This is a genomic window from Dyadobacter sp. HNCC25DJ186 (assembly GCF_056895235.1).
Genome location: NZ_JBXHAS010000001.1, coordinates 861,626 through 879,056, shown reverse-complemented (window position 1 = coordinate 879,056; position 17,431 = coordinate 861,626). Strand labels below are relative to the sequence as shown.

Sequence of the window (17,431 nt, the reverse complement as noted above, 5' to 3'; positions counted from 1 at the left end):
TTTTACCGCTAGTTTAAAGAAATCTTATATGATTTCTGCCGCAAACCACATGGATTATCCGCAATAATCCGTGAGGAATCGTTCGTACGTGTATGCATTATCGTTAATCATTTTCACCCAGTTATTCCTTATGAAGATCACTTCTAAAATGCTGTGTTATCCGATTTTGGGGCTTATTTGTAGTCAGTCGCCGGTAGAGGCGACAATTATGGCTTCATTTCCCAAAACTACAAATGTTCTTCCTGATGCTAACCAGAGGCGGCCAAACCACGTTCTTCTCAGAGACTGTCTGAGAGATTTGGAAACAAAATTCAATGTGTCGATTGCATACCAGACCGAGCTTCTGGAAAACGTTGAGATTGATACGAAGGTGATTAATTCAATCGAAAAAGACGCTACGATTGAAAAGCGGCTTGACAGAATATTAAAAGATTTAAAGATAACTTACCAGAAATCCAGAGAAGGGTTTTATGTGTTATATAAAGAAGGAAATTCTTCGAATAAACAGGGGCGCAGCACCATCGACCCGTCGGCTTTGTTAAAAGCCGATGCGACGGAATCATATCAAAATAAAGCATTTGGCATATCAGGAAAGGTTGTTGACAAAGTCAACGGTGCCGCGATTCCGGGCGTTAACATTTTGCTAAAAGGCTCAAATATTGGAACAACCACAGATGTGGACGGAGTTTATAAACTGGATGTTCCGACAACAGATGGTATTCTGGTTTTCTCATACATCGGTTTTGTTACCCAGGAAGTCCCGATTGCCAATAAATCAGTTATTGATATTGTTCTAAATGAAAATGTACAGGCACTTTCCGAAGTTGTCGTCACGGCTTTGGGTTTTAAAGAGGCCGCAGATCGGCTGGGCTCAACGAGCAGCAAAGTAAGTGGAGACGCAATCACAAAATCCGGTGAAACGAGTTTGATCAATGGATTATCGGGAAAGGCAGCAGGCGTACAAATTTCCCGCGCTGCCGCTGATCCTGGTGCTGCATCCTTCATTCAGATCCGCGGACAAAATACGCTGACAGGAAATACGCAGCCACTGGTGGTTGTGGACGGTATTCCCATCAGCAGTACAACCGAAGGAGGAACTTCCGGCGGTGTAGTGCCGCAGTCGCGTTTAAATGATATTAACCCGAATGATATTGCTTCCATGCAGATTTTGAAAGGTGCTTCTGCGGCGGCATTGTGGGGTTCTCGGGCTGCAAATGGTGTAATTTTAATTACAACCAAAAGAGGAGCTGAAGGAAATAAAATGAACATTTCTTTTACTTCAACGTATTCAGCTGATCAGATTAATGGATATCACCCATTTCAAAATAAATTCGGACAGGGTTCTGCCGGAATTTATAACCCAAATGGAGCAAACGCATGGGGTGATAAAATCGAGGCAAGAGCAGGAGGCGCGGATGAAGTCAATACAGCAGGACAATATTTCGAGGCAGAAGACGGGACAAAATATTATCCGATCATTAAGAAAAACTCTAAAGAAACTTACAACCAATCCAACTATGACAAAGTTTTCCGAACCGGAAGTTACTATGACAATGCGCTAAGTTTAAGCGGCGGAGATCAAAAGACAACGTTCTTTTTCAGTATTGGTGATGTTCGCCAAAAAGGTGTGCAGCGCGGAAACAGTACCTATAACAGAACGACTTTACGTTTCAATGCGGAAAGAAAATTCAATGATATTGTTCGTCTGGCAGTCAGTGCGGCTTATACCAAAAGTTATTCAGACAGAATTCAACGGGGTAATAACCTTGCCGGTGCCATGGTTGGACTTGCCCGTAACCCGGCTGATTTTGATATTTCCGATTATAAAGGAAGTTACTATTCCAGCCCAACGGCCTCTCCGATCCTGGGCAGGCAACGCGGTTACAGAAGTTATCTGGGTGCGGTAATAAATCCTGCAAATAATAATGCACTTTGGTCACTATATGAGCAGCAAAATTCTACGGATGTAAACCGTTTTATGAACAGCGCAGAATTGGGAATAAAACCTGCAAAATGGCTGGATATCATTGCGAGGGCAGGACTTGATACTTACACGGATGCATTGATTAATTACTTTCCTGTCAATGACATAACCGGTGCCGGAACTGGTCAGTATCAGGAACAGACGACCCGCGAGGCGCAGGTGAACGGAGATTTACTGGCTCGTGCAACAAAGGATTTTGGTTCGAATTTCACGTCTACGTATGTTATTGGTTTTAACATCAATAACCGGAAATACAATAACATGGGTGTGACGATCAATAACTTCCTCGTTGCTGACGCACCTGCCAACTTTGCAAACGCTACTTCGCTGAACAGAACGCCTGTAAATTTGAAAACGGAAGTCAGGACGATTCGTACTTATGCAACGGCAAGTTTTGGAGCTTATGACGCACTGTTTTTGAATCTATCTGCGGCAGCGGAATCAGCGTCTTCTTTTGGAGCTTTGTCCGAAAAAACATTTTACTATCCTTCCGCGGACGTAGCTTGGTTGTTTACGCGACTGAAAGCTATTGAAGATAATCCTGTGCTTAATTTTGGTAAGCTGCGGGCTTCTTATGGGGTTGTGGGTGTTCAGCCGCTTCCATATCGTTCCAATACGACATTTTCTTCGACAGTTTACACAGCAAATCCATGGGGAGATAACCTGATCGGATCACAATTTGGAAATGGGGCTTATAGTCAGGGTGCTTCATTAGGAGACCAGTACCTGAAACCTGAGCGTAAAACGGAATATGAGATCGGTGCAGATCTTCGCTTTTTCAACAGCAGATTACGGACAGGGTTAACCTATTACAATAATAAAATCAAAGACGTTTTGGTACCGGTAACGCTGGCGCCAAGCACAGGTTTTGCAACAAAATATACCAACGCAGCTGAACTTCAAAACAAAGGTTTCGAAGCAGATCTTACGTATGACGTGATCAAAAAAGGAGATTTAACCTGGTCATTGCGTGGAAATTTCACACGAAATAGAAGCAAGGTGCTGGATTTGGCCGGAACACAATCGCTATATCTTGTCGGCGGAATTGAAAACTTCCTGGATGCCCGGGCAGTCGTTGGCCAGCCAACGGGTGTGTTCTGGAGTAGTAAATATGCTTTGAATGATGACGGTTCTAAAAAACTCGATGCGAACGGATTTCCAACGGCTGACCCTGTAACAGGCGTGGTTGGTGATCCTAATCCGGATTGGATCGGTGGTTTTGGAACGAGCCTTTCTTACAAGAAATTTTCATTGGACGTTCTGTTTGAAACTTCTCAGGGAGGTGATTATTTCAGCGGAACCAGGGGCGTTATGTACAATTTTGGTACGCACGGCGATACGGGAAATGAAGTTACCCTGACTCAGGATACTAAAAATTATGCAGGAAAAACGCTCGCAGCAGGAAGCACGGTGCGTGGTAATTTGCAGGATTTTGGTGCGGGTCCTGTGTTAATGGACGAAAGCTGGTACACGACTTTGGGAAGTGGATTTGGGTCTTTGAAAGAACAATTTGTAGAAGATGGCAGCTGGACGCGTCTTCGTCAGCTTTCGCTTTCCTACCGTCTGGATTCAGAAAAATTTAGAAAAGTTACAAAGCTTCAATCCATTGAATTTTCGGCGACAGGCCGTAATCTGATCTTATGGACGAAAGTGGTGGGTATAGATCCTGATACCAATTTGTCTGGAACACCGGCTGGCCGCAATATGGATTATTTCAATTCGCCCGGTACGAGATCATACATTTTCTCGCTGAAAGTTAATTACTGATCCTGACATTTTACTGATCCAAATCATTAAACAAAATATAAAATGAAAAGAGCTAAACTAATCAGGGCGGCAGGACTTTTCCTCATGGCCGGAATGCTTTCCTGCGAGTCGATGGTGGATAATCTGAACACGGATTTGAACAATCCAACAGATGCTTCCGCGAATCTAATACTTACAGGAGCTCAGCTGGGAAATATATCGGTTCAGGAAGGTCACCTGGCACGCGTCGCTGCCATGTGGTCGGGATATTTTACAGGAACGGACCGTCAGTATAAGGATATTTACAGCTACAACGTTACCGGCGCTTCGTTCAACGACGTTTGGAAATTTACTTATCAGGGTGTTGTGGAACAAACAAAATTGGTAATTGAAAAATCGGAAGCGACAAATAACCGTTTGGTACAGGGAATTGCGAAAGTGGTTCAGGCGAATGCCTTGGGAACAGCAGCGGCATGTTTTGGTGATATCCCGTTTTCAGAAGCATCGGATATCACAAATTTCCCAAACCCTTCTTTCGAACCTCAGATCCAGGTTTATGGAAAACTTCAGACGCTGCTTGATGAAGCGATTGCGGATCTGGAATCCGGTTTGGGAACTTCTCCCGGTGCAGCAGATATCCATTTTTCAGGCGATGCAACCAAATGGAAAGATGCGGCTTACACGTTGAAATCAAGGTTTTATTTAGAAACGAAGGAATATGCACTGGCTGCGACAGCTGCTGAAAAAGGTATATCCAGTGCTGCCAGATCACTTGTGATGACGCACGGAACAACTTTGAATGTCAATGAAAATTTGATGTATGCTTTCATCGCCCGTAGCCGTGTTGGTGACATTAACGCTTCACTTGCGTTGGCTCCGACTTTGTTAAATCCTGCGAGCGCGACTTACAAAGGGAATGCGAAAACAGATGAAACAGCTCGGTTTAATCATCACTTTATTACGGTAAGTACCACTGGCGTGGTGATTCCGGTTTCGCCCAATACAAACAGCTCGGCAACTTCCCGCGGGTTATTCGGGCAATCGGCTCCGTATCCTTTGGCAACGTATTCAGAAAATGTTTTGACATCGGCAGAAGCTTTGGCCCGCACGACAGGATTTGCAGCCGGTTTGGCGAAATTAAATATATTTCGTGCTTATCTGAACACCGGCGGTGACCTGGATGCTACTTATAAAACAGGGACTTTTAAATATAAATACGAACCCTATACAGCAGAAGATTTTGCTTCCGGAGGCATTTTAAACAAAACCGGACTGACAGCAGATCAGGCTTTGTTAAAAGAAATCTTAATGGAACGTTACATCACTTTCAACGGACAAATCATTGGTTTCAACGACTTGCGCCGCACAAGAAGCGAAACAGTTGGGGTGAAATTAACGCCAAGTGCTGGCGCGACATTGCCGGAAAGGATGATTTACAGCGAGGCAGAAGTGAATTCCAATACCAGCGCGCCGAATCCGGTTCCAGGTGTTTTTGTTAAAACAGCAGTTAATGCGAAATAGAATTTAGTAGCCTGTCCGTATGGGCAGGCTATATTTTTTTAACAGTTGAACAGCGCTTCTGATGAACAAATTCAATTCCTATTCCTTCAATGTACTCCATTCCTTTTCAAAAAAATATTTCAAAACCATACCGTTTATATTGTCTGTTTTACCACTGAATGCCGCATTGGCTAATTCGGGTAACATTGCTTCAAGATCAATTTTTAAAGTTGATTCGGTAAAAGTAAAATTAACGGAAGGTACAAACATTGCCCTGGCATTATCGCCCGATAAAAAGACGATCGTCATGGATTTGCAAGGGACAATTTACAGCGTTCCTTTCTCCGGCGGACAAGCCAAACCATTAACCGATCCGATGGGCGATTGCCGTCAGCCTGTATTTTCTCCCGATGGATCAAAAGTTGCCTTTCAGGCTTTCTGGGATGGCAACTTTCATATTTATACCGTGGGCCTGAATGGCGGCTCACCGGTTCAACTCACTTCCGGCGTTTTTGATGACCGCGAACCCTGTTATTCTCCTGACGGGAAGAAGATGGTATTTTCTTCTGACCGAAGCGGAAATTATGACGTCTGGGAACTTGAACTAGCATCGGGCGAATTTACGCAATTGACCAAAGATGCAGCCAATGATTTTTTTCCTTCTTACTCAGCTGACGGCTCTCAAATCGCCTATGTTTCAGAAAGGACTTCCGGCCCGGGAATCTATATCATGGATGCAAAGGGAAAAGAGAAATTATTTCTGACAAGTAAAGGCAAGCTTTCATCGCCCGTTTGGCATCCAAAAGAAGCAAAGATAGTTTTTAATAATTTCGATCAGGGAAAAAGTCTGCTGGATATGGCAAAAGTTGGCGGGGGCGACTGGGAAACACTATCGGAAAATACAGAAGACGTATTTCCTTTTAAAGTTGCCTGGGTTTCTGAAACTGAATATTTGTATACCTCCGACGGTCTGATTAAAAAAAGAAAGCTGGGTGATAAATCAGTTAGTACCATTCCATTCGAAGTGGAAATGACTTTGTCGCACAACAAATACAAACTGAAAGTGCATGATTTCAATTCTGTTGCTACCAATAAAGTAAAGGGGATTCGCGGTCCGGTGGTTTCTCCGGATGGAAACAGCATCGCTTTTACTGCTTTGGGTGATATGTGGCTTTTGAAAAAAGGTTCGGACAAGCCGGTGCAATTAACCAATGATTCTTTCATAGAAATTGATCCGACCTGGTCTGCTGACGGAAAGCGGCTTGCCTACGTTTGCGACAGAAAAGGTAATATGGATTTGTATGTAAGGGAGATGGCGACCAGAACTGAAAAGCTGGTTTTGAATGCAACAGATAATATTACATTTCCCGCGTTCTCTGCTGACGGATCAAAAATCGCTTACTATCAGAAAGATCCGGCTGCCTTTGGGCGATATTCCTTGAAAATGGTGGATCTTTCTTCCAACAAGGAAACCATTTTGTATGCGCCATTATTTGACGGATCGCAGCCAAGCTGGTCTGCGGATGGAAAGTTTGTCGTGATTTCAGCCTTGCAGCCGTTTTCTTCTCGTTACCGTGAAGGTGTCAGCAAATTTCTGGTGATATCAACGGTTGACAAAACTTTCAAATTCATTACGCCGATCAACGAAAAAACACTCTCCACGAGAGGAAAAAACGGACCATATTGGTCGCCGGACGGAACGAAATTTGCGTTTTCCATGGATGGTGTGTTGTGGACAGTGGCTGTGGATAAGGAAGGGAATCTGTTGAATGCGCCAAGAAGATTAACAAACGAACTGGCGGAAAACCCAAGCTGGACTGGCGATTCGAAAAGTATCGTCTATATGGCTACGGACGTTATCAAGAAAATCTCACTCTCCGATGGTTCCGTTACAACAATGCCAATTGATTTGACTTACAAAATCAAACAGCCGACAGGGCAGGTTGTTGTTCACGCAGGCAAGCTTTTCAACGGCCGTTCAAAAGAATATCTGACCAATGTTGATGTTATTATTGTTGGCAACAGAATCCAGAAAATTGAACCGCATAAAGCCGGAAGAGCAGGGAAACTGATCGACGCTTCTAAACAAACGGTTATCCCCGGACTTATAGAAATGCATACCCACCAGACTGCCGCCGCCGGTGAGCAACTAGGCAGATTGTGGTTGGGATATGGGATTACAACCATTCGTGAACCGGGCGGAGATCCGTATGACGTTATTGAACGAAAAGAATCCTGGGCAAGCGGTCGCAGAGCCGGTCCACGTAATTTTTACACGGGCGGGATTCTTGATGGAAGTCGGATTTATTATGGAATGAATGTTGGAAACGTAGCCGGTGCGCAGCTTGATCTTGAACTGGAAAAAGCAAAGAGGCTGGGGTATGATATGATGAAAACATACGTCCGTATGCCAGACGCCATGCAGCAACGCGTTACTATTTTTGCACACAATCTGGGTATACCGGTTTCGTCACATGAAATTTATCCTGCTATGAAATATGGTGTGGATGCGGTGGAGCACATGGGCGCAACGAGCCGCCGAGGATATTCTCCCAAATTATCTGCATTGAATAATTCTTATCAGGATGTTGTGGAATTGCTTGTAAAATCGGGCATGAACATCACTCCGACGGCGTCACTTCAGGGTGGACTTCCAATGCTGGTTCAAAAAGATCCGGATTTTTTTGACAACAAACAATTCAAGGCTTTTTACAGCGAAGATGCAATTGGCGAGTTAAAGAATATGACGTCGCTTCGGATCAAAAATAATCCTGCTTTCCTTTCTTCTTTTGGTAATATACAAAAAACCGTGAAGGCAATGATCGACCAGGGCGGCCATGTTACGCCGGGCACAGATTCACCGATTATTCAGCCCGGACTAAGTTACCATGCTGAATTACAATCCTGGGTGGATGGAGGGATTTCTCCTTTTGAAACATTACGTTCCGCTACTTTATTTTCTGCCGAGGCGCTTGGGGTAAGCAAAGATCTTGGTACGCTGGAAAACGGAAAACTTGCGGATCTCGTGATTATTGATGGTGATCCGTTAAAAAATATCAAAGATGTTTTGAATGTGAATACGGTGATTAGAAATGGCGAAATTTTTCCGATAGATGGGTTGCTGAAAAAGGCTAATTGACCGGAGTATTTCGGGGCGCTGCATCTTTGGCTTATTTCATGATTTCCGGGGTTTCTACAAATATTTCGGTGCTATGCACCTTGGTCTTGATAAAGGTGATTGTCAAAGGTGCATCGCACCGCAATATTTGTAGAAACTAACCAAGGAATATCAATCAAGATCAAAGGTGCATCGCACTGAAATATTTGTAAAAATTGACCAACAATATCAATCAAGATCAAAGGTGCATCGCACCCTAATATTTGTAGAAACTAACCAAGGAATATCAACCAAAATCAAAGGTGCAGCGCACCGCAATATTTGTAAAAATTAACCAAGGAATATCAATCAAGATCAAAGGTGCATCGCACCGCAATATTTGTAGAAACTAACCAAGGAATATCAACCAAAATCAAAGGTGCATCGCACCCTAATATTTGTAGAAATTAACCAAGGAATATCAACCAAGATCAAAGGTGCATCGCGCCGAAATATTTATAGAAATCAAGCAACAAATCATCAATCAAAATCAAAGGTGCGTCGCACTGTAATATTTGTAAAAATTAACCAAGGAATAATCAATCAAATTCAAAGGTGCATCGCACCCTAATATTTGTAGAAATTAACCAAGGAATATCAACCAAGATCAAAGGTGCATCGCACCGTAATATTTGTAGAAATTAAGCAACAAATCATCAATCAAAATCAAAGGTGCGTCGCACCGTAATATTTGTAGAATCAAAAACACAACCCTTGTTTAAATTTTAAATTATTTAAACATACACCAAAATAAAATAACAAATTAAAGTACGTCTAAAATGATTAGAGCAATCCGGTTACTTCGGTCTTTTTCGAGAAATATTCACATCAACCATGTTTTTGCATTAACTGCGCTATCCGGCGCATTTGTGTTTTCCGGCAATGATGCCCAGGCTGCGGCAGCGGATTCTACGAAAGTCACACTGACGGAAGGGACAAACATGGCCACAGATTTGTCACCTGACAAGAAATCAATTGCCGTTGATATTCAGGGGACGATATGGAGTATCCCCATTGCGGGTGGCGATGCTAAATCGTTGACCGATGGAATGGGCGATGATCGTCAGCCACGCTGGTCTCCCGACGGCAGCCGTATTGCTTTTCAATCTTTTCGTGACGGATATTATCATATCTGGGCGGTAAACAAAGATGGTTCAGGATTGACGCAGTTAACTTTTGGTGTTTTTGATGAACGTGAACCGGAATGGTCGCCGGATGGGAAATTTCTCATTTTTTCCTCAGATCGTGGAGGGAATTATGATATCTGGAATATGGAACTTGCAACAAGAAAATTCACGCAGCTGACTACTGATCCGGGAAATGATTATTGTCCTGCTTATGCAAGTGACGGCAGTAAAATTACCTTCGTTTCCGAACGCACATCTGGTCCGGGGATTTATATTTTGACGAACGATGGTTCTCAGAAATTAGTAGTTAAAAATACTGCGAAACTTTCTGCTCCCGCTTTCAATCCAGCCGGAACGCATATTTATTTCAATTCCTTCACCGGTGCATTCAGCGATTTGGAAGAAGTTGACATTGCCAGCGGAAATGCGAAAGCTTTAACACAACCCTCAGAAGACGTTTTTCCATTCCGTGCGAGCTGGATTTCTCCGCAGGAATATTTATACAGTGCCGACGGAAAAATTAAACGCGTTAAGTTGGGTGAAAAAACAGGCCAGAACATTGCGTTCAAAGCCGTTGTGACTGTGACTACGCCAGTATATACCCGCAAAACCTATGATTTTAATAGTGGGAAACCCAAAACGGTGAAGGGGATAAAAGGACTAAATGTTTCACCAGACGGAAAACGTTTTGTTTTTTCCGCGTTGGGCGATCTATGGATTTTGGAAAAAGGCGCAACGGTTCCAAAATCAATTACAAAAGACGCAAATCTGGATGCCGATCCGACCTGGTCACCAGATGGAAATACTATTGCATTCCTGACCGACCGCTCTGGCGCTATGAATCTCTGGGTGCATGATGTGAAAACCGGAAAACAATCAGAGCTGGTCAAGCTGGACTATGATATCAACTATCCGGCATGGTCTCCAGATGGTTCGAAAATTGCTTTTTACCAGGCAGATCCAAGAAATGTATGGGGACGAGGTACCCTTCAAACCGTTGAAGTGAAAACCGGAAAAGTGGAGAAAATTCATGAATCACTGTTTGTGCCAAGTCAGCCAAGCTGGTCTCCTGATGGCAAAACGATTGCTGTTTCAGGTTTAGAAGTTTATTCTACGCGCTATCGGGAAGGAATTAACAAAATCTTATTGATTTCCCTTGATAAAAAACCAGATCGTTTTGTGTCGCCAGTGGCCGAGCGCTCGCTGGGTATGCGTGCAAAAAATGGTCCGGCCTGGTCACCGGATGGAAAATCGATGGCTTATGTGCAGGATGGTTTGCTTTGGGTTATTGCGGTGGATCCTTCCGGAACAATCGTTGGCCCTCCTAGAGGATTAACGCATGAGTTGTCGGAGGTACCGAGTTGGACTGCAGATTCAAAAACGCTGGTTTATATGGCGACTGATACCATCAAGCAGATCAATGTTTCTGACGGAAAAATGGAGTCAATTCCGATGACTTTTAAATGGGATTACAAACAGCCAAAAGAAACGGTTGTGATCCATGCCGGAAAGGTTTTTGATGGCAGGAATAAAGAATATATCAAAAATGTAGACATCATTGTTGAAGGCAATCGCATCAAAGAAATTGTTCCGCATAAAGCGGGTCGACCGGGAAAACTGATTGATGCTTCTGACAAAACCATTATTCCTGGACTTTTCGAAATGCATACGCACCAACACGCCATGACCGGCGAAAAACTTGGCCGCTTATGGTTGTCTTTTGGAATTACCTCGCTGAGGGAAACTGGTGCAGATCCTTATGATGCTTTGGAAAGAAAAGAATCGTGGGACGCAGGCACGCTAACTGGTCCGCGCGAATTTTTCACCGGTGGATTAACAGACGGAAGCCGGATTTATTATGGTCTTGCGAATAGTATCCATTCAACGGCACAGCTTGATCTGGAACTTGAACGTGCGTCGCGTCTGGGTTATGACATGATCAAAACTTATGTCCGTATGCCTGATATTTTGCAGCAGCGTATTACCAATTATGCACATAAAATTGGAGTGCCGGTATCTTCCCACGAAATTTTTCCTGCGATGCGTTACGGTGTAGATGCGGTTGAACATATTGGTGGAACAAGCCGGCGCGGATACTCTCCGAAAATTTCCGCAATGAATTTTACCTATCAGGATGTTACCGAGCTTCTGGTAAAATCAAAAATGAATATCACACCAACGGCTTCCTTGCAGGGTGGTTTTTATGTGATGGCCGGAAAAGATCCTGGCTATTATGAAAACAAACAATTCAAGGTTTTTTATTCCGAGGAATTCAGAAAAGCTTTGAAAGACGGTGCTTCACAAATTGAGAAAATGTTTCCGGGTTATACTGCCAATTTTGGAACAATTCAAAAAACGGTAAAAAATCTAATTGCCAGCGGCGCACGGGTTACGGCTGGCACCGACAGCCCTTTCATTCCTTATGCGATGAGTTTGCATTCTGAGTTACAATGCTGGGTGGATGGCGGAATCACTCCGTTTGAAACCTTGCGTTCTGCGACTTTATGGTCGGCGGAAGCGGTTGGTGTGAGCAAGGATCTTGGGACACTTGAAAAAGGAAAACTTGCGGATCTGGTCATTGTCGAAGGTGATCCTTTGGTGAAAATTGAAGATGCCTGGAATGTAAAACATGTGATGAAAAACGGTATCCTTTTTTCAATAGATGAGCTTTTGAAAAAACCTTAATTACTTACTAACCCGACGCTCATGTTTTTAAAATTAAATAAAAAATCAAAAACGGTCGTAGCGATGCTCTTGGCACTCGCCGCAACGTCTTCTGCACCATTAAGTGCTCAGAAAATTTCAGCTGATAAAAGTGATGCGTTGATTGCGAAAGCGATGTATCCTGCTTTGGAGGAACTGAAAGATTATGTTGCGATTCCAAATGATGCGTTAATTGCAGAGGATATTGAAAAAAATCTGGTTTGGTCGGAAAAGGCTTTTGCCAAACGTGGTTTTAAAACGGCAATTCTGAAAACCGGTAAAATGCCATTGTTTTCCGCTGAAAAAACGTATCCAAAAAATACGAAGACCGTTTTATTTTATTTCCATCTCGACGGACAGGCGGTGAGGCCAAATGAATGGTTTCAGAAAGATCCGTATATGACGGTTTTAAAAGAAAAAGGTGCCGATGGAACTTTCAAAGAAATTGACTGGGAGTTATTAAAGACAGAAAAGATCAATGACGAATGGCGGATTTTCGCTCGTTCGACCTCGGATGACAAAGGGCCGATTATTATGCTTTTACAAGCGCTGGATATTCTTGCAGGTCAAAATCAGCAACCACCATTTAACGTAAAGGTGGTGCTGGACTGTGAAGAGGAAAAAGGTTCTCCGGGGTTGAAGGCCGCTCTTGCTCAGTATAAAAAGGAGTTGATGGCTGATTACCTGATCGTGATGGACGGGCCGATGCATTCTTCCAATATCCCGACCTTAACTTTTGGATGCCGCGGAGGAACTGGTTTTGGACTCACAACATACGGTGCTATAACGCAGCAGCATAGCGGACATTTCGGAAATTACTCCCCGGATCCGACTTTCAGTCTGGCCAAAATTATTTCTTCTATGAAAGATGACGATGGAAGAGTTTTGGTTGATGGATTCTATGATGGGATAAAATTCGATGCCGAAGCGGAGAAAATTATGGCCGCGGTTCCCGATAATATGAAGGAAATCAATGACCGCTTACAGATTGCTGAGGAGGAAAAAGTGGGTAAAAACTATCAGGAATCTATGCAGTATCCATCCTTAAATATCAGAGGTTTGAAGGCTGCGGTGGTTGGAAAAGGCGGAGGTTCAATCATTCCGGAAGAAGCGCTTGCAGAGTTTGGAATCCGCCTGGTGCCTGAAACTGACGGAATCAGAATGACCAATCTTGTTAAAGCACATATCGAAAAACAGGGTTACAAAGTTGTTGACCACGTGCCGACAAAACAGGAACGTATGGCAAATAAAAAACTGGTTTTTATGAGTGGCGGTGGAGCGGGCAGTCCGGCGTTTCGAACCGAAGTCAATTCGCCGATCGGTAACTGGCTGAGAAGGTCAGTAATTGAAAATTTTAAACAAGATCCGATCGTGATCAGAATTATGGGGGGCTCGGTTCCGGTTGTTCCGTTCATTCAAACACTTGGTGTTCCGGCGGTTATTGTGCCGATGGTCAATATGGATAACAATCAGCATAGTCCAAATGAGAATCTTCGGTTGGGTAATTTAAGAATGGGAATAAAGACATGTCTGTCTATTTTAACAACACCGATCTGATATGAGGTATTGGCTTGATTTCTCTGAACCATTTTTTTCTAGGCGGGAATTATTGATGTTTGGTTTTGACTCCGTTGGAGCCGCTGTTCATCGCCAGGAATTATGAGTTTTGGCATGTTAAAGCCTCCAGAGATTTATCAGGAAACTCCTTCGGATTTAAGATAAAACCGGAATCATTGCTTTCTATAAACAGGATGCCCCGCTGGGGTATTTCGGTGGTGAGATAGCGGTACCTGAGGAATTCGATATGGTATTAAATGTTGATGGTTACACGGCTCCTTCGGAGCCGCCTGTTTATAGCCAGGAATTGGAGATTTTTTATTTTTGGCTCGTTAGAGCCTCCTGAGATTTATCAGGAAACTCCTTCGGATTTAAGATAAAACCGGAATCATTGCTTTCTATAAACAGGATGCCCCGCTGGGGCATTTTGGTGAATGACTAGGGCATGAGATGTTGATAGGCATACCTCGCTGGGATATTTCCGATAAACGCGCTGTTTAAATATAAATGTTGCAAAATCCTAAACTACAATGAATAAAAAATTTAAACGGTTAATCATCTTTATTTCGCTGTTAACACTTTCCGAATCGAAGGCGATGACATCGGATTCCTTAAAGGTATTACTGACCGAAGGTACGAACATGGCCATTGCCCTTTCTCCGGATAAGAAAAACCTTGCCATGGACATCCAGGGAACGATCTGGCTGATGCCAGTTTCTGGTGGAAAAGCCAAAGCCTTAACCGATGCGTTAGGTGATTGCCGTCAGCCAACCTGGTCAGCAGATGGGAACCAGATCGCATTTCAATCCTACCGCGACGGGAATTTTCATATCTGGAAAGTAAATAAAGATGGCAGTGGATTGATGCAATTGACTTTTGGCGTTTACCATGATCGCGAGCCGCACTGGTCACCAAGTGGGAAAGAAATTGTCTTCTCTTCAGACCGAAGCGGGAATTATGATATCTGGAAAATCGAGCTCGAAAAAGGCAATCTGGTACAATTGACCAAGGATACTGGAAATGATTATTTCCCATCGTACTCGTCAGACGGATCAAAACTGGCTTATGTATCAGAAAGAAATACTGCCGCAGGACTTTACCTGCTTGAAGGTAGTAGCGAGCCTAAATTATTAGTACATAGCAAAGAGAAATTGTTTTCGCCTGTTTGGCATCCCAATGGTAAGCAGGTAATTTTTAATATGCTGTTGCCCGGTGCGAGCCAACTTGAAATTGTAAGTGTTGGTGGTGGCGATTGGCAAACGTTGTCTGCGAAATCAGAGGATGTTTTTCCTTTCAAAGTAAACTGGCTTTCAGAAAAGGATTATTTATATACTGCTGATGGACAGATTAGACACGGAATTTTGGGGCAAAAGAATACAACCAGTATTCCGTTTCAGGCTGAGGTAATTTTAGACCGAAAAATGTATGTTACAAAAGTCCGGGATTTTGATTCCAAAAAAGCACAGACCGTGCAAGGTATTCGCAGTCCTATCGTATCACCTGATGGGAGAAGCGTGATTTTCACGGCACTGGGTGATTTGTGGATATTGAAAAAAGGTACTGAAAAACCAGTTCAGGTAACTAACGATATTTTTATTGATGTTGACCCCGTTTGGTCGCCCGATGGTAAGAAAATTGCATACACATGCGACAAAAAGGGGAACATGGATCTTTATGTAAAAGATCTTTCAACCGGAAAAGATACCTGCCTGCTTGATGCTCCTGACAATTTGAAATTCCCATCCTGGTCGCCGGATGGATCTCAAATTGCTTTTTATCAGGCAGATCCGAAAGCTTACAGCCGGAACGTTCTCAATATTCTGGATTTAAAATCGGGTGGAATCACAACGGCTTATGGTTCTCTTTTTGAAGGTTCGCAGCCAAGCTGGACACCTGACGGAAAGTTTATTGTGATTTCATCGCTCGATTCTTATTCTACAAGATTCCGTGAAGGATTAAGTAAATTCCTGGTTATTCCGCTGGACAAATCGCCCGCAAAATTCATTTCTCCCGTTCCTGAACGTTCGTTGGCAACAAGAGGAAAAAATGGTCCGGTTGTCTCGCCGGATGGAAATATGATTGCCTATATTCTGGATAACACTTTATGGGTAGTTCCGGTCGATAAGGAGTGCAACATCATCGGGCCGCCTAAAAGATTAACGAATGAGCTGGCGGAGGATCCGAGCTGGACTGCCGATTCAAAAACAATTGTGTTTTTGGCAACCGATGTTTTAAAAGAGGTATCTGTGACCGATGGAAAAGTTGACCCAATAAAAATGACTTTTACATGGCAGATAAAACAACCGATCGGGCAACTGGTAATTCATGCCGGAAAACTTTTCAATGGCCGTTCAGAAAAATATCTGGAAAATGTGGATGTATGGATTGAAGGTAATCGTATCAAAAAGATAACACCGCATCGTGCTGGCACATACGGAAATATCAAAGTTATTGATGCTTCCAAACAAACAATTATCCCCGGACTTTTTGAAATGCATACCCACCAGAATGCCCAGCTTGGCGAAAAAGGCGGTCGATTATGGCTGGCGTATGGAATCACTTCAATTCGTGAGCCGGGAACCGATCCTTATGATGCTTTGGAAAGAAAAGAATCCTGGACTAGCGGAAAACGATTGGGGCCAAGAACTTTTTTTACAGGCGGACATATGGAAGGAAACCGGATTTATTATAACAGGAATACCAGCAACGTAGGAGGCGCACAATTGGATCTGGAATTGAACCGTGCTGTGAAATTGGGTTATGATATGATAAAAACATACGTGGGTCTTCCTGATAATTTGCAAAAACGCGTAACTGAATTTGCGCATACCAACGGGATTCCGGTATCGTCTCACGAAATTTATCCGGCTGTCGGATACGGGGTGGATGGCGTGGAACACATGGGTGCCACAAGCCGACGAGGTTATTCGCCAAAACTGACAGCGATGAATAATACTTACCAGGATGTTGTGCAGCTTATTGCCAAATCGGGGATGTACATTACACCAACCATTTCTCTGCACGGAGGATTTACATCGTTAGCCAAAAATGACCCGGAATTTTTTAATCACTGGCAGTTCAAAAGTTTTTATTCCGAAAAGTTGAAAACAGAACTTCTGGGATCGGTGGCAAGAATGAGCGAGTCGACCTATTCCAATGTTGAAAAAACGACGTTAAGTTTGATAAAGTCAGGTGCCCGCGTGACACCCGGAACTGATTCTCCCATCATTCCTTCCGGATTCAGTTATCATGCAGAATTGCAAAGCTGGGTGAAGGCTGGTATCACGCCGTTTGAAACGCTGCGAGCGGCAACTTTGTGGTGCGCTCATGAAATTGGCGTTGAAAAAGATCTGGGAACAATTGAACCAGGAAAACTGGCGGATATTGTTATTATTGATGGAGACCCATTAACGAATATCAAAGATATATTAAATGTCCGGGGTGTGATTAAAAATGGGGAGTATCTGAATGTAAATGACCTGAAAAGAGAGAATTAAGTAACTGTTCTCCGGGTATGATATATTAAAAAAACTAGATAAAAGTAATTTGAAAAGGAGAGGCACGAGGCGCTTCTCCTTTTTTGTTTTTGCTGAAATTGAAGAAATTTAATATTTTATATAATTGATAAAAATAAAATTAATTATTGTGTTATATGTA

6 protein-coding genes are annotated in these 17,431 nt (G+C 43.2%); all 6 read left to right on the top strand.

Annotated elements, in window-relative coordinates; genetic code table 11:
* Positions 1–130: 130 nt before the first annotated feature.
* Positions 131–3,751: a SusC/RagA family TonB-linked outer membrane protein gene (locus AC1XUO_RS03705; protein ID WP_483328408.1), complete on the top strand. Its 3,621-nt coding sequence runs from the start codon at positions 131–133 to the stop codon at positions 3,749–3,751.
* A 42-nt stretch (positions 3,752–3,793) separates the two neighbouring features.
* Positions 3,794–5,251, top strand: a complete 1,458-nt coding sequence (locus AC1XUO_RS03700) for a SusD/RagB family nutrient-binding outer membrane lipoprotein (protein WP_483328407.1) — start codon at positions 3,794–3,796, stop codon at positions 5,249–5,251.
* Between the two features lie 61 nt (positions 5,252–5,312).
* On the top strand, positions 5,313–8,369 hold the full coding sequence (locus tag AC1XUO_RS03695; RefSeq protein WP_483328406.1) for an amidohydrolase family protein: 3,057 nt from the start codon (positions 5,313–5,315) through the stop codon (positions 8,367–8,369).
* Positions 8,370–9,166: 797 nt separating this feature from the next.
* Positions 9,167–12,199, top strand: a complete 3,033-nt coding sequence (locus AC1XUO_RS03690; protein WP_483328405.1) for an amidohydrolase family protein — start codon at positions 9,167–9,169, stop codon at positions 12,197–12,199.
* A gap of 21 nt (positions 12,200–12,220) precedes the next feature.
* Positions 12,221–13,774 carry a M20/M25/M40 family metallo-hydrolase gene (locus AC1XUO_RS03685; RefSeq protein ID WP_483328404.1) on the top strand — a complete coding sequence of 518 codons (1,554 nt, stop codon included), beginning with the start codon at positions 12,221–12,223 and terminating at the stop codon, positions 13,772–13,774.
* Positions 13,775–14,304: 530 nt separating this feature from the next.
* Complete coding sequence (locus tag AC1XUO_RS03680) at positions 14,305–17,271, top strand: amidohydrolase family protein (RefSeq protein ID WP_483328403.1); 2,967 nt, start codon at positions 14,305–14,307, stop codon at positions 17,269–17,271.
* Positions 17,272–17,431: the final 160 nt, after the last annotated feature.

Coding starts and splice junctions, on each gene's coding strand:
- AC1XUO_RS03705 (WP_483328408.1), top strand. CDS start 131: ATGAAGATCACTTCTAAAATGCTGTGTTATCCGATTTTGGGGCTTATT.
- AC1XUO_RS03700 (WP_483328407.1), top strand. CDS start 3,794: ATGAAAAGAGCTAAACTAATCAGGGCGGCAGGACTTTTCCTCATGGCC.
- AC1XUO_RS03695 (WP_483328406.1), top strand. CDS start 5,313: ATGAACAAATTCAATTCCTATTCCTTCAATGTACTCCATTCCTTTTCA.
- AC1XUO_RS03690 (WP_483328405.1), top strand. CDS start 9,167: ATGATTAGAGCAATCCGGTTACTTCGGTCTTTTTCGAGAAATATTCAC.
- AC1XUO_RS03685 (WP_483328404.1), top strand. CDS start 12,221: ATGTTTTTAAAATTAAATAAAAAATCAAAAACGGTCGTAGCGATGCTC.
- AC1XUO_RS03680 (WP_483328403.1), top strand. CDS start 14,305: ATGAATAAAAAATTTAAACGGTTAATCATCTTTATTTCGCTGTTAACA.